23 protein-coding genes are annotated in these 21,941 nt (G+C 38.3%); 7 read left to right on the top strand and 16 right to left on the bottom strand.

What is annotated here, in order from left to right; translation table 11 throughout:
• Positions 1-84 precede the first annotated feature (84 nt).
• The 13 genes from nuoF to GO621_RS00640 form a co-directional block, all read right to left on the bottom strand.
• On the bottom strand, positions 85-1,452 hold the full coding sequence (gene nuoF, locus GO621_RS00700; RefSeq protein ID WP_157562962.1) for an NADH-quinone oxidoreductase subunit NuoF: 1,368 nt from the start codon (positions 1,450-1,452) through the stop codon (positions 85-87).
• 1 nt (position 1,453) lies between these two features.
• A complete protein-coding gene (locus tag GO621_RS00695) occupies positions 1,454-2,002 on the bottom strand; it encodes an NADH-quinone oxidoreductase subunit NuoE family protein (protein ID WP_157562959.1) in 549 nt (182 codons plus the stop codon).
• Positions 1,995-3,206 (bottom strand): NADH-quinone oxidoreductase subunit D, encoded by a 1,212-nt coding sequence (locus GO621_RS00690; protein ID WP_157562956.1) that lies wholly within the window; start codon positions 3,204-3,206, stop codon positions 1,995-1,997. Before GO621_RS00690 ends, GO621_RS00695 begins: the two co-directional genes overlap by 8 nt.
• Positions 3,207-3,219: 13 nt before the next feature.
• On the bottom strand, positions 3,220-3,723 hold the full coding sequence (locus tag GO621_RS00685) for an NADH-quinone oxidoreductase subunit C (RefSeq protein ID WP_157562953.1): 504 nt from the start codon (positions 3,721-3,723) through the stop codon (positions 3,220-3,222).
• Positions 3,723-4,265 carry an NADH-quinone oxidoreductase subunit B gene (locus GO621_RS00680; protein WP_157562950.1) on the bottom strand — a complete coding sequence of 181 codons (543 nt, stop codon included), beginning with the start codon at positions 4,263-4,265 and terminating at the stop codon, positions 3,723-3,725. The genes GO621_RS00685 and GO621_RS00680 overlap by 1 nt, the downstream gene beginning before the upstream one ends.
• A 114-nt stretch (positions 4,266-4,379) precedes the next feature.
• A complete protein-coding gene (locus tag GO621_RS00675) occupies positions 4,380-4,751 on the bottom strand; it encodes an NADH-quinone oxidoreductase subunit A (protein ID WP_157562947.1) in 372 nt (123 codons plus the stop codon).
• Between the two features lie 76 nt (positions 4,752-4,827).
• Entirely contained in the window at positions 4,828-6,540 is a 1,713-nt protein-coding gene (locus tag GO621_RS00670) for a tetratricopeptide repeat protein (RefSeq protein ID WP_157562944.1), read from the bottom strand.
• 22 nt (positions 6,541-6,562) lie between these two features.
• Positions 6,563-7,483 carry a PstS family phosphate ABC transporter substrate-binding protein gene (locus GO621_RS00665; RefSeq protein WP_157562941.1) on the bottom strand — a complete coding sequence of 307 codons (921 nt, stop codon included), beginning with the start codon at positions 7,481-7,483 and terminating at the stop codon, positions 6,563-6,565.
• Positions 7,484-7,707: 224 nt separating this feature from the next.
• Entirely contained in the window at positions 7,708-8,544 is an 837-nt protein-coding gene (locus GO621_RS00660) for an energy transducer TonB (protein WP_157562937.1), read from the bottom strand.
• A 64-nt stretch (positions 8,545-8,608) separates the two neighbouring features.
• Entirely contained in the window at positions 8,609-9,145 is a 537-nt protein-coding gene (locus GO621_RS00655) for an ExbD/TolR family protein (RefSeq protein ID WP_157562934.1), read from the bottom strand.
• A 15-nt stretch (positions 9,146-9,160) separates the two neighbouring features.
• Positions 9,161-9,766 carry an ExbD/TolR family protein gene (locus tag GO621_RS00650; protein WP_157562931.1) on the bottom strand — a complete coding sequence of 202 codons (606 nt, stop codon included), beginning with the start codon at positions 9,764-9,766 and terminating at the stop codon, positions 9,161-9,163.
• A 59-nt stretch (positions 9,767-9,825) separates the two neighbouring features.
• Positions 9,826-10,662, bottom strand: coding sequence for a MotA/TolQ/ExbB proton channel family protein (locus GO621_RS00645; protein ID WP_157562928.1), 837 nt, complete (start codon positions 10,660-10,662; stop codon positions 9,826-9,828).
• A gap of 311 nt (positions 10,663-10,973) precedes the next feature.
• Positions 10,974-11,312: a translation initiation factor gene (locus GO621_RS00640; protein WP_317163358.1), complete on the bottom strand. Its 339-nt coding sequence runs from the start codon at positions 11,310-11,312 to the stop codon at positions 10,974-10,976.
• 349 nt (positions 11,313-11,661) lie between these two features.
• Here GO621_RS00640 and metK point away from each other — a divergent pair, with 349 nt between their 5' ends.
• The 5 genes from metK (at position 11,662) to GO621_RS00615 (ending at position 15,046) form a co-directional block, all read left to right on the top strand.
• The gene (gene metK, locus GO621_RS00635; protein ID WP_157562925.1) at positions 11,662-12,912 is read left to right on the top strand and encodes a methionine adenosyltransferase; all 1,251 of its coding nucleotides are present in this window, start codon (positions 11,662-11,664) and stop codon (positions 12,910-12,912) included.
• A 34-nt stretch (positions 12,913-12,946) separates the two neighbouring features.
• A complete protein-coding gene (locus tag GO621_RS00630; protein WP_157562922.1) occupies positions 12,947-13,507 on the top strand; it encodes an NUDIX domain-containing protein in 561 nt (186 codons plus the stop codon).
• Positions 13,508-13,528: 21 nt separating this feature from the next.
• The gene (locus tag GO621_RS00625) at positions 13,529-14,290 is read left to right on the top strand and encodes a lysophospholipid acyltransferase family protein (RefSeq protein WP_157562920.1); all 762 of its coding nucleotides are present in this window, start codon (positions 13,529-13,531) and stop codon (positions 14,288-14,290) included.
• Position 14,291: 1 nt separating this feature from the next.
• Entirely contained in the window at positions 14,292-14,693 is a 402-nt protein-coding gene (locus GO621_RS00620) for a VOC family protein (protein ID WP_157562917.1), read from the top strand.
• A 152-nt stretch (positions 14,694-14,845) separates the two neighbouring features.
• Positions 14,846-15,046 (top strand): hypothetical protein, encoded by a 201-nt coding sequence (locus GO621_RS00615; RefSeq protein ID WP_157562914.1) that lies wholly within the window; start codon positions 14,846-14,848, stop codon positions 15,044-15,046.
• Between the two features lie 60 nt (positions 15,047-15,106).
• Here GO621_RS00615 and GO621_RS00610 read toward each other — a convergent pair whose 3' ends face one another.
• Both GO621_RS00610 and GO621_RS00605 read right to left on the bottom strand, forming a co-directional pair.
• On the bottom strand, positions 15,107-16,468 hold the full coding sequence (locus GO621_RS00610; RefSeq protein WP_157562911.1) for a M28 family peptidase: 1,362 nt from the start codon (positions 16,466-16,468) through the stop codon (positions 15,107-15,109).
• 377 nt (positions 16,469-16,845) lie between these two features.
• Entirely contained in the window at positions 16,846-18,246 is a 1,401-nt protein-coding gene (locus tag GO621_RS00605) for an MBL fold metallo-hydrolase RNA specificity domain-containing protein (RefSeq protein ID WP_157562909.1), read from the bottom strand.
• A 102-nt stretch (positions 18,247-18,348) separates the two neighbouring features.
• On the opposite strand from GO621_RS00605, the gene GO621_RS00600 reads away from it, so the two are divergent.
• Together GO621_RS00600 and GO621_RS00595 are read left to right on the top strand one after the other, a co-directional pair.
• Complete coding sequence (locus tag GO621_RS00600; protein WP_157562906.1) at positions 18,349-18,723, top strand: BlaI/MecI/CopY family transcriptional regulator; 375 nt, start codon at positions 18,349-18,351, stop codon at positions 18,721-18,723.
• 2 nt (positions 18,724-18,725) lie between these two features.
• Positions 18,726-20,687 (top strand): TonB family protein, encoded by a 1,962-nt coding sequence (locus tag GO621_RS00595; RefSeq protein WP_157562903.1) that lies wholly within the window; start codon positions 18,726-18,728, stop codon positions 20,685-20,687.
• 175 nt (positions 20,688-20,862) lie between these two features.
• Here GO621_RS00595 and GO621_RS00590 read toward each other — a convergent pair whose 3' ends face one another.
• Complete coding sequence (locus GO621_RS00590) at positions 20,863-21,891, bottom strand: dipeptide epimerase (protein ID WP_157562900.1); 1,029 nt, start codon at positions 21,889-21,891, stop codon at positions 20,863-20,865.
• Between the last annotated feature and the right edge of the window lie 50 nt (positions 21,892-21,941).

Genomic DNA, 21,941 nt, shown 5'->3' with positions numbered 1-21,941 from the left:
AACAATAAAAACTTTAAAGCCAGGATGTTTATTTTTAGGTGATAAAAGAAGCATGCTAACGATGCTTCTTTTATCACCTGTTTTTTATACTGCAACTGCAGGTTCTGGTTTTGGCAAAGGATCAGCATAATGCGCTAAACCGTAATTACGCTCTAAACAAAGTCTTGGTTCGGTAACATGCCATTCAAACTCATCCCTAAAATGGCGGATCGCGCTGGCAACCGGCCAGGCAGCAGCATCTCCTAACGGACAAATGGTATTGCCTTCTATTTTTTTAGAAACATCTACCAGCAAATCAATATCGCTTAATTTGCCGTGGCCGTATTCTAACCGATGTAAAACTTTTTCCATCCAGCCTGTTCCTTCGCGGCAAGGCGAACATTGTCCGCAGCTTTCATGGTGATAAAAACGCGCAAAGTTCCAGGTATTTCTAACGATGCACTGATCTTCATCAAAAGCAATAAAACCGCCGGAACCCATCATCGAACCGGTTGCAAAACCACCATCAGACAAAGATTCGTAGCTCATTAACCTTGCCTCCTGGTTAATGGTTTTGGTGATTAAATTAGCAGGAAGGATTGGAACGGATGAACCTCCGGCAACAACTGCTTTTAAACGTTTGCCGTTGGCGATACCACCGCAGAATTCGTCAGAATAAATAAATTCTTCTACCGGAACACCTAATTCAATCTCGTAAATTCCTGGTTTTACTAAGTTTCCGGAAGCCGAAATCAGTTTAGTTCCGGTGCTTCGGCCAATTCCAATTTTAGCATATTCTTCTCCGCCATCACGAATAATTGGTACAACTGCTGCAATTGATTCAACATTATTTACAACCGTTGGGCAACCCCATAAACCAGCGATAGCCGGAAACGGAGGTTTAATACGCGGATTGCCGCGCTTGCCCTCCAGCGATTCAATTAATGCGGTTTCTTCTCCGCAGATGTAAGCTCCGCCGCCTGGCTGAACGTATAACTCAAGTTCGTAACCTGTTCCTAATATGTTTTTTCCTAAAAATCCTGCATTTTTAGCTTCAGCAATTGCTTTTTCCAGAATGCGAATTTGCGGCATCATTTCGCCGCGAACGTAGATATAAGAAGTTTTTGCACCAAGCGCAAAGCTGGCAATGATCATTCCCTCTATCAAAAGATGAGGGATTTTAGTCATTAAAAAACGGTCTTTAAACGTTCCCGGTTCAGATTCATCAGCATTGCAAACCAAATAACGCGGTTTGCCTTCCGGCTTCGCCAAAAAGCTCCATTTCATTCCCGTAGGGAAACCTGCACCGCCACGGCCGCGTAAACCTGATTTCTTTACTTCCTCTACAATTTCTTCCGGAGTAAGTGTTTTCAAGGCTTTTTCTACAGCGGCGTAGCCGCCTTTGGAACGGTAAACATCAAAAGTTTGAATGCCTTCAACGTCAATATGTTCTAATAATAGTTTTCGTCCCATATTAATTTGTCAGTTGCTGATTTGCCTCGATGCTTCTTTTACCACCTAATTTCTCTATCAGCTGATCAACTTTTTCTTCCGTCAAATTTTCATAGAAAGTGTATTCGGGCCCGATCTGTAAAACCGGAGCAAAGCCACAGGCAGCCAAACATTCTACACCTCTCCAGCTAAAAAGTCCATCAGGCGTTACCTCACCTTCTTTTACGCCTAACTTGTGTTCTATGTATTTCATGATCTTTTCTGCCCCTACCAAACAACAAGGGCCTGTACGGCAAACTTCCAGCATGTATTTTCCCTGTGGACGTAAAAAATACATGGTATAAAAAGAAGCGACCTCGTAAACCTCAATCGGCTGAATATCTAAGTAAGAAGCAACTTTGTCCATTCCATCAACACTAAGCCAGCCAAACGCTGCCTGTACTACATGTAAAATTGGCAATAAGGCTGCTTTAGGTTGTTCTGGCGGATAACGCTTTACAATTTCCTGAAATTGCTGGTACATCCTAGGAGAAAACTCGTGTACTACGGTGGTTTCTTCAATTTTAAGCATCTAACTCTCCTGCAATTACATTTAAACTACTCATGTTGATAATAGCATCAGATAGTAACATTCCCTGGCTCATTGGTGCGTACATCTGGTAATTGATGAAGCTTGGCCTGCGAAAATGCAATCTGAAAGGTGAGCGGCCACCGTCGTTGATCAGGTAAAAACCTAATTCTCCGTTGGCACCTTCTACAGCATGATAAACTTCTTTTACCGGTGTTTTTACTTCGCCCATCACAATCTTAAAGTGATAGATCAAAGCTTCCATGTTGTTATAAATTTCCTGTTTTGGAGGAAGGTAATATTCGGGTACATCAGCATGAAAAACGCCTTTTGGCTCTTTTTCAAGTTTTTGCAAAGCCTGCCCAATCATTCGCATACTTTGTTTCATCTCTTCATTACGGACCATAAAACGACTGTAAACATCGCCATTTGTTCCTACCGGGACTTCAAAATCAAAGTCTTCATAAGAACTGTAAGGTTCCATTGCACGAACATCATAATCAACACCTGTTGCCCTTAACAATGGGCCGCTCCAGCTATAACTTAAAGCTGTTTCGGCATCAACAGGCGCAACACCACGCGTACGATCAATAAATATACGGTTACGGTTAAAAAGAGATTCAAACTCTTTTAAAACCGGAGGAAAATCAACCAGAAATTTACGTATTTTTCTAAAAGCGATTTCATTAAAATCACGTTCAAAACCACCTATGCGCCCAATATTTGTAGTTAAGCGCGAACCACAGACTTCTTCATAAATTTCGTAAATGGCTTCCCGGTATTGCATCATGTATAAAAAGCCGGTAAATGCACCTGTATCTACACCTAAAACACCATTACAAATGATATGATCTGAAATACGGGCTAGTTCCATCACAATTACCCTTAGATAATCCACCCGTTTTGGTGTTTTTATATCAAGTAATTTTTCCACTGTCATGTGCCAGCCCATATTATTGATGGGGGATGAGCAGTAGTTCATACGGTCAGTTAAGGGCGTAATTTGATAGAAAGGACGATGTTCGGCAATTTTTTCAAAAGCACGATGTATATATCCGATGGTAGAAACACCGCTGACAATCCTTTCGCCGTCCATTTGCAACACATTCTGAAATACGCCATGTGTGGCAGGATGTGTTGGGCCGAGGTTTAACGTTGTAGGCGAATCCTGCGGATCGTTATCAGTAAAAACAGGAAAATTTTCCATTTATAATTAGCTCCTATCTTCCAAAAAAATAATCTTTTTTATCTACACGGTTTGGGTCTTCCAGCGGAAATTCTTTTCTCATTGGAAAAACCGTCATGTCATCCACATTTAAAATCCTTCTTAGGTCCGGATGTCCGTCAAACTCAATTCCGAAGTAATCATAGGTTTCGCGCTCCATCCAATTAGCGCCATTCCATAAATTCGTAGCTGTTGGGATATGAACGTCGCTTTCACTAAGGAAAACCTTAACCCTTATCCTGATATTATTTACAAAACTATGCAAATGATAAACAACAGCAAATTGCTTTTCCTTGTCTGGAAAATGAACAGCGGTAATGTCAGTTAAGTAATTGAACTGAAGGGCAGCGTTAGTTTTTAAAAATGTTAAAACTTCGATAATTGACTCGCGTGAAGTTTCAAAATTCAATAAATCAGAAGGCTCTGAAAGCGGTAAAACCTGTTCTCCAAATTTTAAATTCAACTGATTGATAACATCATCGTTAAGAATCTTACCCATTATTGAATTCCATATTTAGCCAACAACTCTTTATATTCTGGTGCTTCTCTTCTCCTACCGCTTTCTGTTTGCACTAATTTTTGTATATTCATAAACCCATCGATTATTCCTTCCGGCCGGGGCGGACAACCCGGAACATAAACATCAACCGGAATAATTTCATCGATACCCTGTAAAACAGAATAAGTATCAAAGATACCTCCGCTGGATGCACAGGCACCAACAGCCATTACCCAACGCGGCTCTGCCATTTGTAAATAAACCTGACGTAAAACCGGCGCCATTTTCTTTGCAATCGTTCCCATCACCATTAACAAATCTGCCTGCCGCGGCGAGAAACTCAATCTTTCTGCCCCGAACCTTGCTAAATCGTAATGTGAACCCATTGTGGCCATAAACTCAATTCCGCAACAAGAGGTTGCAAAAGGCAAAGGCCATAGTGAATGCGAGCGGGCCATTCCTATTGCTTTATCTAAAGAAGTGGCAAAAAAGCCAGAACCTTCTACTCCTGGCGGCGCTTCAACTACCTTAATATCACTCATATTTTAATGACAAAAACTCATCTTTTTTAAAGATGAGTACAAATCTACAATAATAAATTTTTGTGTAACAGGCACTGATTAAGAGTTAACGTATTTAGAATTATTCTATTGTAGTTAATCCCAATCTAACGCTTTCTTTTTCAGGATATAAATAAAACCAAGCAGCAATGTTCCCATAAAGATGAACATTTCGATCATGCCATCTGATCCTAAATCCCTGAAATTAACGGCCCATGGATACATGAAAATTACTTCTACATCAAAAAGCACAAAAAGGATAGCTACCAGAAAATATTTGATGGAAACAGGTGTCCGAGCATTTCCTATTACTTCTATACCAGATTCAAATGGAGTTAGTTTATCTTTCGTGCTTCTTTTAGGGCCTAATTTATGAGTTACCAACATGGTAGTGAATACAAAACCTATTGCTACAATCATTTGAAAGATAATGGGAAGATAATTTATCGGTAAACTTTGTGCTTCCATAAAAATACTTTTAAAAATTCTTCAAATATATAAAAAGGCCTCTAAACGAGGCCTTTTTATATAAAGCAATTCTGTTTTACTTGCTTTTGCCAGCACCTCCGCCTTTCCTTGCAAAGAAATCCGCTACTTGCTTGTTTGTTGGGTCATTCTCTTTTGCTTTAGCAAAATTTTCAGCAGCTTTAGCTTCGTTTTTCTCCACATACTCATAATAGGTTCCCAGATACACATATGCTTCCGCTAAAAACTGCTTATCTGCATCAGCAACGGGCCCTTTAGCAGTAATTAATTGAATGTATTGCTCATAGTATGGCTTAGCGTAACCTTGAGAAGTATTCCGGCTCGGTTCTTTCAGGTCATTTGCCCTTGCTTCGTAAAGCGCCACCGTAGCTATTGGTGCCGTTGCGTGCTTCTGTATATAATTAAATGCAGTATCAGCTTTTACAATTAATGTTGTATCCGGAATTGGTTTCGGAGTTGCAGTACTATAGTATTGGGCCTTAAATGCATTGTAATAACTAACGCCTTCCCTCAAATAATCATTTAAAGTAGCTTCGTGAGATTTAGCTATATATGTTTTATAAGCATCTCCGGCTTCCAGATATTTCTTTTGATTATAAAGTGATTTGGCTATCTCTCCATAAGCTTCAACTTGATTCGTATCTAATTGTAAAGCTTTTCTTAATGAATTTATACCTAATGAATCTTGGCCTAAAGCAATTTGCAAACGCCCCTGGTACAAATAATCTAATGGAATAATTCTTTTTGGGTTAGCCTGGCTTATAAATTTGTTTAAAGCATCAAGGCCTGCAGCGTAATTCTTATTTTCATAAGCAGAGTATCCTAAGAACCTGTAAACAATTAAATCATTTTTAGGAGCTATCTTGGCTAATTCATTTGCTTCCTGCTCTAAAGCTTTATAGTCCTCAGCATAAACCAGAAACTCAGCATAACGTAATCTGGAATCGATGGACCGATCAGTTAAGTCAAGATATTTTTTATAAAAATCTACCGCTTGTTTGTATTTCTGCTCGGAAACAGTCTTTGTACTGTTTCTGCCCCATCGTAAATAGGTCTCTGCTAATTCACGATAAGCAGGACCGTAACTTGGATCGATAGACAAGGCTTTACGATACTCTTTTTCAGAATCTTCAAAATTGTTAGCTTGTTTCCAGATCACCCCCGTTGCTACCACTGCACTTACCATTTTTGGATTAATAGCTAATGCCTGAGTGTAATTATCATAAGCATCTGTATTTTTCAACTGCGAACGGTAAGCATCACCTAAAGCAGCATATAACTCCGGATTTTTTTCTTTAGGGTTTGCTGCTATACCTTTTTGTAAAATCTGAATAGCTGCATTTGCATCCGGATTGGGATCTAACAAATATGCCTTCCCAATATACACATAAGGTTCTGTGTCTTTTTTATCAATAACAGCAACAGCTTTATCAAAGTTAGATTTTGCAGCGGCTGTGTTTTTATCTACACGGTCTGCTGCACCTAAACCAGCATAATTTAAAGCTGATTTTGGGTTAATACTAATTCCCTTTGTAAAGGTAGCCCTTGCAGAATCAGAATAGTCCTTTTTTAAATATAGCCACCCCAGATAAAAATAATTTTCATCTTTAGACGGTTGGGTTTGTGTCAGGTTTTTCAGCATCGACTCGGCCTTCTGGTATTGTTCTGCATCTATTGCTTTTTTGGCATCTGCCAAACTTTGCGCAAAAACAGAAGAACTTAACATGGCTAAACCGGAAATGGTCATTGCTGCTTTATTGATCATCTTCATAGTTAAAATTCTAAATGTTAAATTATAAGTCCTTTTTTATAGTTATTTCTCTTGTAGGCATAGAATCTGGCAGTAAGCCTGATCTTAGCACTATTTTTTGCCCTCTTTCACTTTGTAAAAATGACGCAAAACCTGTGCCTAATCCTACTTTGCCCGTACAATCTATTACATATACAGACCTTCTTAAGGGATATTGTTTTAGAGCTAATGTTGATTGGTTTGGTTTAAAATAACTATTTGGTTCGTCTTTCGAACTTTCATCTTTAATACCCACTATTTTAATATTATTTACTGCATTTTCATAATCTGCATCCGGTTCTGTTAGCCAGCTATAACTGATAAAACCAATAGCATTTTGATGGGCTGCAATATATTTTATAACTTCTTTGCTGTTTTTAAGGGCAAAAATATTTTTTTGTTCTAATTGAGAAATGCCCGAAAAGTTTTTAAAATAACTAATTATACTTGAGTTTTGATTATCAAAAACGAGATTTTTATTCCCTTTAGTATTTTTGCCGAACAAGTTTTTAATATCCGATAATAACATTAAAGAGTCAGGTGAATTTTTAGCAACAATTACAGTTATTGCATCAACAGCAACTTTGCCAATTTTTGGTGGCAAATTTCTATTATTTAGTATCTTAACTTCATCAGGCCTTAGTGTTCGCCCCATCACTGCAAACCGTGCTTTATTATTTAAAATTAAATCTAAAATCTTGTTTTCAGGCTGATAAATAACATTAGGTTTTGCATCAGCATAAATAGATTTAAAAACATATATTTCTTGGTCTAAAAGAGGAGAAAGGGAATCATCAAAAATAAAATTATAGCTTCCAGAAGTAAATTGATCTGAACCATTATCAGCATTATTTTCATTACAAGAAGCAAGAATAATAATCAATAATAAAGCAAAAGTTAAAAAGCTTATTCTTGTTGATTTCATCTTTTAGTAAATAATCTTGAAAAACGGATAATTGAATAAATAATAATTACAGATCCAAATAGATATTTTTGAGTAGTGGTCATGTTTAAAGGAAGCTTGTTCCAAAACATAATCATTAAACCTAATCCTAAAAAACAAATAAATGTGACCAGCCCTAAAATAAGGAGAAACCGCTCTTTGAGCGGTTTCTCCTTAAAATTAAATCCATTTAACATAACAATCTACTACTGATCTCCTGCAAGGGTAAAGTTAATCGGCATTGTGTAAGCAACACGTACCGCTTTACCGTTTTGTATGCCAGGTGTCCAATGTGGTGACTTAGATAAAACCCGGACAGCTTCTGGCCCGCAGCCACCGCCGATATCGCGTAGCACTTTAATGTCTGTTAAACTACCATCTTTTTCTACTACAAAGGATACAATAACACGTCCTTGAGTATTATTTTCCTTAGCAACTGGCGGATAACGAATGCTTTTACTTAAATAATTACCAAAAGCTGCTTCGCCACCTGGAAATTGTGGCAATTTTTCTACTGCTGCAAAACTTACAATCGCATTTGTGTTTTCTTCTACAACTGCTTGTTTAACATCAGAATTACCTACCGCTTCATCAATACGAATATCAGCAGAAGGATCGCCTTTTTGATCCTTTTGTCCAGGATCTTTTACTTCCAGCTCTTTTACCGTTGGTGGATCTTTTTCAGGCACCTGATTGTCTGGTTTTACAACAAGAGGTGGAAAACGAACCTGATCAACCTTTGGTTTAGGTGGTTCCACTGTTGGAGGCGGTGGAGGAGGTTTTGTCATATCAACTGCCGGTGGCGGCGTTAATACCACATCCTGAATTTTTACCTTTTCATCGGCCTTCGGAATAAAACCCTTGATCTTGTTAATAATAGTGGGCATTGCAATAGCAAGCAAAAACAAAGAACTGGCGATGATTAAAGCCCTTACAGAAGTCTTTGCATTTTCTTTACGAAGCACATAAGCTCCATAAGCCTTATTACGGCCACTAAAAACAACATCAAGCCATTCCGGATTCAGTATATCTAATCTTGCCATGGTTTGTGTTTATAATTTATTGTAATTAACGATTTTAATATTCTTTTTATTATAATGGATTATATTAGTATAACCCATCCCTTTTTAACAAATCAATCTCATTAGGAAGGATATCCCCAATAGCATAAATCTGTAAATTGGCAATTTTCAGTTCATCTAATATATCAACCATGTTTTTATAGTTTGATTTATCTGATGGCTTGATAATAACAATCATTTCTTTTCCTCCTGATTGTTGTTTAACCCGTTGATAGTTGTCAAGTAGTGCTTTACGAATGCCATTCTTACCATAATCGGTAGCGGTTGGCGGCACTTTTCCTGGTTCACCTACAAAGTATTCTAACTTATCTTTACTTCCAAGCAATACTGTCATTGTTCTGGAAGCCGGAACAGGTTTTTGATCTTTAATCTTTTCATCCTTATCTGGCATAGCTAAATCCATTGCTTGTGGTTTAGCTAATGTTGTGGTAAGCATAAAAAACGTAATCAGTAAGAACGCCAAATCTACCATGGCTGTTAAATCAACACGGGTGGATGCTTTTTTACTTCTTACTTTTCCTCCGCCTTTCTTGCCACCCCCGGAGGTATCTAATTCTGCCATTTTATTTTAGTTTAATTATTTTGCAACCCTTAATGAAGTAATCAGGCTAAATTTATTTACTTTTTGCTTTTGCAATACGTCAATTACCTTTTTAATAGTAGGATATTCTTCCTTACTGTCACCTTTAATACTAATCCTTAATTCTTTATTTACAAGTGCTTTTGCAGAAACGCGTGCTTCACGGACCCAATTAAACAATTCATTACTAACAGAATCTGTTGGGATCCCGGGCTGTTTCAGCGCCTTACGCTGATCTGGGGTCATATCCAGAAACTGCTTCATGCTGGCAATAGGCACACCAAATGATGGCAGGGTTTCAAACTGTGCTTTTTCTGAGGGTGTAAAAGTAATATTGTACTTCTGGCCAACGCTTTCCAGTGTTTGCCTCCGGATTGCTTCGCCTTCCATCCCAAAAAAAACTTTTCCCTCGCCAATAGTTAACGTAGCAACATCATCCGGTAATTTAACAAGGACTGAGGATCCGGGAATGTCTACCGGAACAGGGTCTTCTGTTTTAAATTTAGAAGTAAGAATGAAAAAAGTAAGCAAAAGGAAAGCCATATCGCACATTGCCGTCATATCAATTGCAGTACTTTTTCTTTTTATATGAGCTTTTGGCATAATTGCTTTTAATTAATATAATTTGTTATAATGATAAATAAACAAATGGGCACAAAGAATTAAGAATTCTTATGAGATGCTGCATAAGTTTGAACGATACTAAAACCTGTTTCATCAATAGCATAGGTTAAAGTATCAATTTTAGACGTAAAGAAGTTATAAGCAATAACAGCTAAAGTTGAAGTGAAGATACCTAATGCTGTATTGATCAATGCTTCTGAAATACCAGTTGCAAGAGCAGCCTGATTAGGGGCACCTGATGTTGCTAATGCAGCGAACGCCCTGATCATACCGGTTACCGTACCTAATAAACCGGTTAATGTACCGATAGATACCAAAGTTGCAATAATGGTTAAGTTTTGCTCCAGCATAGGCATTTCTAAAGAAGTTGCTTCTTCAATGTCTTTTTGGATAGCTAAACATTTCTGGTCCACATCCATATTGGTTTCCAGTTCCATTTCACGGTATTTTTTCAAACCTGATTTAATTACGTTTGCAACAGAACCTTTTTGTTTATCGCATTCTGCACTTGCAGCTTCGATATTACCAGAATTTAAATAAGCTTGTACTTTTTTGATAAAAGCATCAACATTACCAGAACCTGCTGCTTTACCAATAACTACAAATCTTTCTATAGAAAAAATAATTACACATAGTAAGAAAGTCATTAACACGGGTACAATTGGCCCTCCTCTGTGTACGGTTCCAAAGTAATCTGTCGGATCGCCGTGTTCTACATCACCACCTTTGTAGTGACTTGGATCACCCAAAACAAACATATATACTAATATAGCTACTATAAAAGCAATTGGAATTACTAAAGATGCAAAAATGCTCGATGAACCTGAGCTTTCTTTTTTTACTGTTGTTGTTGGTTTTGGTGGAGTAGTTGCCATTTTTTAGATTGTTTAGTTTTAGTTAGATTTTAGTTTTATAAATATAGACTTTATTAATGGTGTTTTTAACAATGCAATAACAAATTTAAAGTTTTACAATTATTTAAAAAAGAATAAATGTAACCTTAATTATCATTTAACCGTATCATTTATTAAACTGCCGTATAAAATTACAAATAAAGAATTGCTTTTACAAAGAGCAGCTAATGCATTTTAAGCATTTTCTTTTTACAATTAAAAAGAAAATAATCAATTTATGCAAGTGTTAAGTGTAAAATATACACTATTTACGGTAGTGTAAAATATCTTGCTTATCCTCCTGCTATTTTTGCTTTATAATTATCAATTTTCAAAATTTCGAGTACCTTATCACGAAAATTTCCTTGTATTAGTATTTCCCCGTCTTTTACAGCGCCTCCAACCCCGCATTTTGTTTTTAATTTTTTGCCTAATTTTTCTAAATCTTCTTCACTGCCTTTAAAATCAGCAATCCGCGTTATTAATTTGCCTCCAGATTTTCGGTCAAGGAAAATCTTAAGCTGTTGCTGCTGAACCGGCAAAGTCTCTGCTTCTTTATTTTCCTGCTCATATTCAAAATCAGGATTGGTAGAATAAACTACGCCCGAAATATTCTTATTTTTTTTACTCACTTTAAATTAACTGAATGCAATGAGATTTAATCTTTGATACTGTTTTTATAGCCTAAAAAATTGTGCCTGACCTATTAACAACATTCATAGCTCATCTTTCTGATAATCCTTTTTTGCTTCTCAACCGCACTCATATTTTGGTGCCCTAAAAACAGCATATAAATTTAAAAAAACAAATTTGATTGCGATTTGGGCAATTATAAAAATGTTTTAATTTTGCTGCCTGTTAAGTGGACTGATTTGAATTGATTGCAACCACATTAAAAAAAGTGCTAAAAACGTATTCCTTTTTGCGCTTGCAATCCAGATCAGCTATTTACTGTTTATTTACACTTTCGTTAAAATAGCTATGTCATATTTATTTACTTCGGAGTCTGTTTCAGAAGGACATCCCGATAAAGTTGCCGATCAAATTTCTGATGCTTTAATCGATAATTTCCTTGCCTTCGACCCTGATTCTAAAGTTGCCTGTGAAACGCTGGTAACCACCGGCCAGGTTTTTTTAGCAGGAGAAGTAAAATCTAAAGCTTATTTAGATGTTCAGAAAATTGCACGCGATGTGATCAACAAAATTGGTTATACTAAAGGCGCTTATATGTTTGATGGTAACTCTTGTAGTGTTTTATCTGCCATCCACGAACAATCTCCGGACATTAACCAGGGCGTTGACCGCGAAAACAAGCAGTTGCAAGGTGCCGGCGACCAGGGAATGATGTTTGGCTATGCCACCATTGAAACAGACAATTACATGCCGCTTACTTTGGATATTGCCAATGCGTTATTGATAGAACTGGCTGCAATCCGTCGTGAAAATACACAAATTCAATACCTGCGCCCGGATGCAAAATCCCAGGTAACGTTGGAGTATAATGATGATAACCAGCCTATCCGGATTGATGCCATTGTTATTTCTACCCAACATGATGATTTTGACGAAGAAAAAGCGATGCTTGATAAGATCAGGGAAGATATCATCCAAGTACTTATTCCGCGTGTAAAAGCAAAATATCCTAAATACAGTCATTTTTTTAATGTGGAGATCAAATATCACATTAACCCAACGGGTAAATTTGTAATTGGTGGCCCGCACGGCGATACGGGTTTAACCGGACGAAAAATTATTGTAGATACTTATGGCGGTAAAGGTGCACATGGCGGCGGCGCTTTCTCCGGAAAAGACCCTTCTAAAGTTGACCGTTCTGCGGCTTATGCCACCCGTCATATCGCTAAAAACTTAGTTGCTGCCGGTGTTTGTGATGAAGTTTTGGTTCAGGTTTCGTATGCTATTGGCGTAGCGCAGCCTATGGGAATTTACGTTAATACTTACGGAACAGCCAAAGTAAGTATGCACGATGGGGAAATAGCAGAAAAGGTTTCTGCTATTTTTGATATGACGCCTTACGCCATCGAAACACGCTTTAAATTGCGTAACCCAATTTATGCTGAAACCGCTGCTTACGGGCATTTTGGCAAAGCTTCCCAAACGGTAACCAAATCTTTTTTTACACCTAATGGCGAGGAAACCAAAGTAGAGGTAGAGCTTTTTACCTGGGAGAAACTGGATTATTTAGAGCAGGTAAAAGAAGCATTCGGTCTATAATCCAATGCTTCTTTTACCCTATATTTTTTGCTGAATGAGTGAAATTAATCCCTGGAAGATCAATCTCGAAGAAAATATTTACGATAACCCCTGGATTAATTTAACCGAATTTAAGGTGATTAATCCTTCGGGAAACCCGGGGATTTATGGTAAAGTTCATTTTAAAAATAAAGCAATTGGTGTTTTACCGCTGGATGAAGAGGGAAACACTTATCTGGTTGGCCAATATCGCTTTCCTCTAAATAAATACAGTTGGGAAATTCCGGAAGGGGGCGGGCCGTTAGAAAGTTCTCCGCTTGATTCTGCCAAACGGGAACTGCTCGAAGAAACCGGTTTAAAAGCTGCAAAGTGGACGGAAATTCAGCGCATGTATCTTTCTAATTCTGTTTGTGATGAAGAGGCAATCATTTATCTCGCCCAAAACCTGGAACAGTTTGAAGCCGAACCGGAAGAAACCGAGCAATTAATCATTAAAAAACTGCCTTTTGAAGAAGTTTACCAAATGGTTTGCAAAGGCGAAATTACTGATGCCATTACGGTTGCCGCTGTGTTAAGAGTACATATTCTAATATCAGAAAACCAGTTAACAGCTTAAACGGTTAATGCTTCTTTTACCATGAAAAAGTTATTGAGCTATCTTTTAACGCCGCTGCATTACATCGCATTCACTTTTTTTCTGCTGATTTTTCATCCTTTACAATGGATCGCCTTTCGTTTTTTAGGATACAAAGCGCACAAATCTGTTGTTGATCTTTTAAACTTTTGCCTCGTTTCTACTTATTATTTGCTTGGCAATACGGTTAGTTTTACCAATTATGCTCATTTACCATTAAGCCGGCCAATCATTTTTATCGCCAATCATCAAAGTTTGTACGATATTCCGCCGCTCATTTGGTTTCTGCGGAAGTATCATGCAAAATTTATTTCTAAGATCGAACTAACTAAAGGTATTCCTTCCATTTCTTTCAATCTAAAATATGGCGGTGGCGCTAATATTGACCGAAAGGATTCGCGGCAGGCCATTCCCGAAATGTTAAAATTAGGTTTGCGGATGAAGGAAAACAATTGGTCGGCCGTAATTTTCCCGGAAGGGACACGATCAAAAAATGGAGTTGTCAAAGACTTCCAAATCGGAGGGATTGCTACCTTGTTAAAAAAATGTCCGGATGCACTACTTGTTCCGGTTGCCATCTGCAATTCCTGGAAAATGGTGCGGTTTGGTACTTTCCCGTTAGGGACTTTTTTAAAACTGGAATTTGAAGTGTTAGAACCGATAGAACCGGAAAAGCAACCGGCAGAAATTTTAGTTAAACGTGCAGAAAGGTTAATTAAAGAAGCATTGGGACAAGTAAGTTTATCTACCAGTTTCGATAATTAAAATGAAGCGAATTATTGCTCATGTAACTCTTGTTGTTGACGATTACGATAAAGCAATTGAATATTTTACTACAAAATTAGGTTTTGTTTTAGTTGAAGATACTGTTTTAACAACAACAAAACGATGGGTTTTAATTGCGCCGTCAACATCTGTTGAATCCTGTATTTTACTTGCAAAAGCAGCAAACGAAAAGCAAAAGCTAAGTATTGGTAATCAAACTGGTGGCAGGGTTGCTTTTTTTCTATATACAAATGATTTCCGAAGAGACTTTGCTATAATGAGCACAAATGGAGTTGAATTTGTACGAGAACCAAAGGAGGAACCTTATGGTACTGTTGCCGTTTTTAAAGATTTGTATGGCAATCTGTGGGATTTGTTAGAGCCGGTTAAAAAATCTTTGTAGCGATAGTTTCATAAAAATGAAATTTTAACTTTATCGGTAAATTTTTTCGTCGGTAAAAAACTGCTGTTTACCGGCTTTTCTTACGGATTTGCCTAATACCTGTTTAGCAGCTCTGCAATTAGTTTTTTCTTTGATCCATCAAACCGATAGTCATGAAAAAATTCATCAACAACACAAACCCTTTTATACTTCTTTTAGCACCTGTAATTTTTGCTTTGCTCTTGGGCATCAATTATGAAGTGGGGCATTTGCGCACTTTTGAAATAACCAGCCCGGAAACTGTTTCTTTATTCTCCGGAAAAATGAACCTTTTCCAGACTGTTTGCGAAGTGGTGAAGGAGCAGGTTTGGTAAGAACTTTTACCTGATAAAAGAAGCATCAGAATTGATTTTAATTCAACCAATTCCAATAACTTATCTTATTGGTTTCGGTACAACCGGTAAGCTTTCGTGCCCTTGTTCATCAACAGCTTGTACGGCAAAAAAGTAATTATCCTTAGAGTAATCCATAGTTGCTTTTGTATCTGTTACAAAAAACTTCTTTTCCCAGTATGGGCTAATGGTTTCGCGCATCATTACATAATAACCGGCCGGTTTTTTGCCGGTTTTTGACGCTTCCCATTTTAAGGCAGTTTTATTGGTTAAACCGCTGGTAATTACGCCTACGGTTTGCGGTTCTGCAGGAGCTAAAGCAAGGTTGGCCAATACTGATAAATTCATCCGGGCAACTTTCTGGATATAATCATAATCGGCAAAATCAGGCAGATCGCCATAATCCACGCCGTTTTCTTTGCGGATGTCCTGGTGCTGGCGGTTAAAATCTTCGTTCATTTCGGTAAAACGGACCGCGGTAAATCCTTGCTGTAAAAAGGGGACATGATCACCACTGCGCAAAAACCGGTCGCGGCGATAGATCATTTTTACATCTAATTGTGCTACATAACGTTCGCCAATCTCTTTGGTATAACGCGCGAGTTGCCGCGATGGACTGTCATTTTCTCCGCCTAAAGCAATTAAACCAGCAATTGCTTTTTCATCTTTTGCAGCGATGGTAGGAACGCCATCGCTAAAAACCCGTACACTTCGGTTATCTTTTAAACCTGTTTCCATACCGTAAGTATTGCCTACAATATCATTGTTCAGCATGGCATCAATGTTCCAGTTCTCTGCTTTTGCACGTTTGGCTACGTTTGATGACCCGTTTAAGCCCTGCTCCTCGCCGGCAACAGCCATAAAAATAATAGTTGCAGGAAATTTTCTGGAGGCCATCACGCGGCAGAGTTCCATGGATAGCGCAGTTCCCGAAGCATCATCCACAGCGCCGGGTTCAACAGCATTGGCATTCATTACATCGTTTACCCGCGAATCATAATGGCCGGAAACCATATAAATACGGGTATCATTAGGGTCCGTTCCTTTTAAAATAGCCAAAACGTTTTTTAAAACCGTAGACTTATCAATGCGGCCGCCGGCAGGTTGGGTAAACGTATCAAACTCAACTTTCATTCTTCCACCCGAAGCTGCTGCGTATCTTTCCATTTCGGCCTTGATCCAGTTTCTGGCTGCGCCGATGCCGGTTGTTTTGCTGGTTGTATCGCTTAACGTATGGCGGGTTTTAAAACTCACCAGTTTACGAACAATGGTTTCTATGTTTTTTGATGAAACCTCATCCACCATTTTACTGATCTGCGGATCTTGTTTGATGATGGTAGTTTGCGCAAAAGCACAGATACTTAAAGAAGTTATTAAAAAAGTGCTGAGTAAAGTTTTTTTCATCATTCCAGTCAATTAGTCACCTGTTTTTTGCCGGTAAAAGAAGCATTGCTTCTTTTACCGGCAAATTTTAATCATTGCCCAAATTAAAACTTAAATCATTTACGGGGCTGTAACAAAGTTGTTAAATGCAGTTGGCCCTATATAAAAAGCTTACTAATTTTTAGGTGGTAAAAGAAGTATCCGTTTTACCTGATACTCCTTTTATCGTTGTAATTATGATGCTTTCGCAAATGTTTTTAAAGAAGATGTGGTTACCATAAGCACATGTTATCCGATGATAGGAGGAATCTTCTTTAATCAACGTAGTTTTATTTTTGTTTAAAGAAGATCTCTCCCGTTGGAGATGACAATGCATATAACCTTTCCGCCTTTCCCCTCTACAACTCTACCTTTTGGTGTTGTTCCGGAATTTCCACTTCCTTAAAATTATACGTTTTGATGCGCTCGGCAAAGTTTTGCTGCACGTTGTATTCGCCATGAACTAAGAATATCTTTTTCACATCTTTCGGGTCCTGGCAGGATAAAAACCGCAGCAGGTCTTCATAATCTCCATGCGCACTCATCGATTTAATCACTTTTACATCTGCCATTACCTGGTATTCTTCTCCAAATATCGAAACCCATTTATCGCCCTTGCTTAAACGTCCGCCTAAAGAATTAGGCTCACAATAACCAACCATTAAAATAGTATTGCGCTGGTTGCTGATGTTGTTTTTAATATGATGTTTTACACGGCCGGCTTCCGCCATGCCGGATGCAGAAATAATGACACAAGGCCGCGGATCATCGTTTAACGCTTTAGATTCTGCCAGCATCTCGATAAACCTTAAATTTTTAAAAGCAAACGGATCAGCATCTACTTCGAGCACTTTCTGTACACCTTTATTATATACTTCGGGATGTTCTTTTAAAACTTTTGTTGCTTTTTCTGATAGCGGACTATCAACATAGTAGCAAACATCGGGCAAAATACCTTTTAACTCTAAACTGTTTAATGCGTACAATAGTTCCTGCGTGCGGCCAACACTAAATGCCGGGATAATGAGCTTACCGCCTTTTACCAAACAAGTTTGCTCGATCATTTCTTTTAACTGATCTTCTATTGGCTCCAGGTCTTTATGCAATGAATCACCATAAGTTGATTCCAGGATAATATAATCTGCCTGGGCAAAAGGCTGCGGGCTTTTCAGCAACAGATCATTGTACCGGCCAACATCTCCGCTAAAAGTTAACTGCGTAAATTTTCCATCTTCTAAAATGGATAAATGCACCGAAGCGCTGCCGATAATATGGCCTGCATCGGTAAATTTTAAAGTGATGCGCGGCGTAATATCAAATTCTTCGCCGTACTCTACAATTTTAAACAAACGCAAGGCTTCAAATACGTTTTCTTCGGTGTAAAGCGAGCTTAATTCTTTCAGGTTTTTTTGTCGGCGGTGTTTATTGCTATATGCCGAATCCTGTTCCTGTATCCGGGCAGAATCCGTCATTAATATCCTCGCCAAATCCATGGTTGCCGAAGTACAAAAAATCGGCCCTTCAAAACCTTCTGCAACTAAACGCGGGATTAATCCGCAATGATCAATATGAGCGTGGGAAAGGACCATGTAATCTACTTTTTTGGGGTTGAAGCCGAAATACTCGTTCAATTCTTCTGTTTCTTCGCCCATTCCCTGAAACATGCCGCAATCCAGCAAAATACGTGTTCCGTCACCAAGTTCTAATAAATGTTTACTGCCTGTTACATTGCGTGCAGCGCCATGGAAAGTTATATTCATGTAGTCTTTATTCTTTAAGTTGAGGTCAACGTCTTTTTTTGATAAAAGTTCTTTTTTAATTTTTTAGTTGTAAAACTAAAATAATAGTTATAACTTAGTTTTATGAAACAGATCAAAGAACTAACCCGCGCAGAAGAACAGATTATGCAGGTATTATGGCAGCTGGAAAAAGCCTTTGTAAAAGAAGTGATCGACGAATTGCCGCTGCCGAAACCTGCTTATAATACGGTTTCCACTTTTATCCGCATTCTGGAAACCAAAGGCTTTATCGGCCACAACTCTTTTGGCAAAAGCCATCAGTATTATCCGCTGGTGAGCAAGGAAGAATATCAGAATTTTTCTGCCGATAAACTGCTGAATGGCTATTTCGACAACTCCGTAGAGCGCATGTTTTCCTTTTTTGTGGAGAAGGAAAAAATTGACCTGAAAGAAGCAGATGAGATTATAAAAATGATTGAAAAACTTAAAAATAAATAATCATGAACTGGTGGCACTATCTAATATTGGCAAACCTGTATTTAGCGCTGTTTTACGGGTTTTATCTCCTGCTTTTGCGCAAGGAAACCTATTTTATGCTCAACCGCATTTACCTGGTTTCGGCGGCGCTGCTATCATTTTTCATTCCAATGATGCAGGCAGAATGGGTTAAAAACCTGTTTATCACACAAAAAGTACAGCAAACCATTTATTATATAGATCCTGGTTTTGTTTATCGGGTTTCACCAGCAACAGAAAGTGGTTTTACCATTTCTCAATTTTTTTCGGTAGTTTACTGGGCAGTAGCCATGCTTCTTTTAGCACGCTTATTTTATCGTTTTGTTAAGCTGAAAAGGTACATGCAATCGGAAGAAAACGGAAGCGCTTTTTCCTTTTTTGGTAAGATCAAGGTTGATGAAAACCTGCCGCAAAAAGATGTTATCCTGCAACATGAAAGGGTTCATGCCATTCAATTTCATTCTGCCGATGTGCTTTTGTTTGAAGTATTAGCCATCCTCAACTGGTTTAACCCGGTAATTTATTTCTACCGGAAAGCTATCAAATACATTCATGAATTTATTGCCGACCGTAATGCCCTCAGTTTCGGGGTCGATAAATCAGATTATGCACTGTTACTGCTTAGCCAAACCATGAATGTTCAGCCAAATACCTTAACCAACAGTTTTTTTAACCACTCACTTTTAAAACAACGCATCATGATGCTGCATAAAAACCCTTCCCGCCGGAGCGCGCTGCTTAAATATGGTTTATCAGCGCCACTTTTTGTAGCCATGCTGATCCTGACTTCAGCAACCGTAAGCGAGCAGAAAACCATTCGTAAAATTTCAGATAAAATCAGCAGTGATGCAACGCTGACGGAAGTAGCGCAGGATATTAGCAAACAGGCAAGCTCTCTTGCTGAACCAGCTTCTACAGAAAAAAGTAGGATAAAAACAGCATCGACTTTAAAAGGGAAAGTGGTTAATGTTAATGGCGATCCCTTAGCTAATGTCAAAGTTTCCTATGCTAAAAAAGGCAATTCTGCTAATACAAATCAAGAAGGAAGCTTTAAATTAACGGATTATACGGAAGGCGATTTGTTAACTTTTGAACTTGTAGGATATGTAACAATAACAACGAGCTTTTCGGATCTAAAAAATAAAACTCCTTTGATTATTCTTCTCGATATGACGCGCGTTAATAAGTTAGTTGCAAAGTATAATTTTCCTTCAACTACTGATAGTTCTATTGTGTCTTTTGCAGCTGTAGAAAAACTGCCAACTTTTCCTGGTGGCCAAGCAGCATTTGGAAATTATTTATCTAAAGCCATCCGTTATCCAAAGGAAGCTAAAGATCAAAAAACGCAAGGCCGTGTAATCGTTTCTTTTATTGTAGAGAAAGATGGTAAATTAAATAACATAAAAGTGCTGCGCGACATTGGCGGAGGATGCGGAGAAGAAGCTATACGTGTTTTATCAGAATCGCCAGACTGGATTCCAGGAACACAAAATGGCAAACCGGTAAGAGTTGCTTATACGATGCCGATTAATTTTTCATTCACCAATGGTAACAATGAAACAACTACTTATGGAAAAACGACAGTTAAACGCACTGTAAGGTTTATGAATGAAGATAGCGTTATCAAGCGCGCAAAAGCCTTAAACATGAATATAGATAATATGACGATGAGTGGATTTGGTGGAAAAGATTCTGCACGCCAACGCCCTCCAGCAGATGTAGTCCGTATTCAATCTAAAATTATGGGCATCGACCCGATTTATTTGTTAGACGGAAAAGAAATAGATAAAGATGTTTTAGTCAAAATAAATCCAAATGATATCGAAAACATCAGCGTTTGGAACGGTGCTACTGCAACTGCAAAGTATGGTGATAAAGGTAAAAATGGTGTTGTCGAAATAACCACTAAAAAAGGTAAAAAAGCTACAGATACAAGCAAACCGTAATGCTTCTTTTACCACGTAAAAATCAGCAGTGCCAAATTGGTGCTACTTTTTTGTTAATAGGCGCTCTGTCATTCCGACGATAGGAGGAATCTTATTTAAAGAAGTTAGAGCAGTCTTTTTTGATTGAATAAGATCTCTCCTATCGTCGAGATGACAACGCGACGAAACTGGAAACTCACAACTCCAAACCTTCAACCGACCGCAAACCCAAACCAAATGCTTCTTTTAGCACATATTTTCCATCAGCAAAATCAGGGTTTTGGTAAGGGTTGTTTTTGGTGAGGAACGGCCCGTCCAAATCAGCCCAATCGCACAGCGGGGCCAAAGCGGCGGCAGCTAAAGTGGCACAACTCGTTTCGCTCATGCAGCCAATCAATACTTTTAAACCTGATTCTTTGGCTTTTAAAATCATCCGGTATCCTTCATACATTCCAGCCGATTTCATCAGTTTCATGTTGATGCCGTGGTAAACGCCTTTTGCTTTTTCCACATCGGCAAAACGCTGCACAGCTTCATCTCCAATAATCGCAACCGGACTATTTTCTGTTAACCAGGCATTTCCATCCAAATCGTTTTTATCCATCGGCTGTTCAATCAGTTCTACGCCTTGTTCGTGCAGCCAGAAAATTTTATCCAGCGATTTTTGCCGGTCTGTCCAGCCCTGGTTGGCATCAACATAAAGCGGAACTTGGGTAACCGAACGAATGGCACGGATAATTTCTTCATCATTATCGCGTCCAAGTTTAATTTTTATCACCTTAAAAGAAGCTGCTTCCTGCGCTTTTTTGATCATCATTTCCGGCGTATCTAAACCTAAAGTGTAACTGGTAACCGGCATTTTCTGCGGATCAGAGCCGAACATTTGATAACACGGCTTTTGTTCGATTTTGCCGATCAAATCATGAAAAGCAATATCAATAGCTGCTTTGATATTGGGGTTTCCGGGAGCAAGGCTGTCTAAATAAGCCATAATTTCTTCCATCAAAAAAGGATGATAAAAGGAGCTTAGATCAACCTTTTGCAAAAAAGCAGCAGCAGTTTCCAGGTTTTCGCCCATATAAGGGACCATGGAAGCTTCTCCGTAACCTGTAAATCCTTCGTAATCCAATTTTAACAGCATTAAAGGAGTGGAAGTTCGTGAGAATTTTGAAATCGTGAACGGATGTTTCAGTTCGAGTTCGTAAGGTTGGTAAGTCAGTTTCATGTTAAATCGCATAAAGCTAAAAAATCCTGCCCAAAATCATTTCTATCTTT

The sequence above is a fragment of the Mucilaginibacter arboris genome, from assembly GCF_009754915.1.
Lineage (GTDB): Bacteria > Bacteroidota > Bacteroidia > Sphingobacteriales > Sphingobacteriaceae > Mucilaginibacter_A > Mucilaginibacter_A arboris.
The sequence above is the reverse complement of the archived record's forward strand: the minus strand, read 5'-3'. Positions and strand labels throughout refer to the sequence as shown.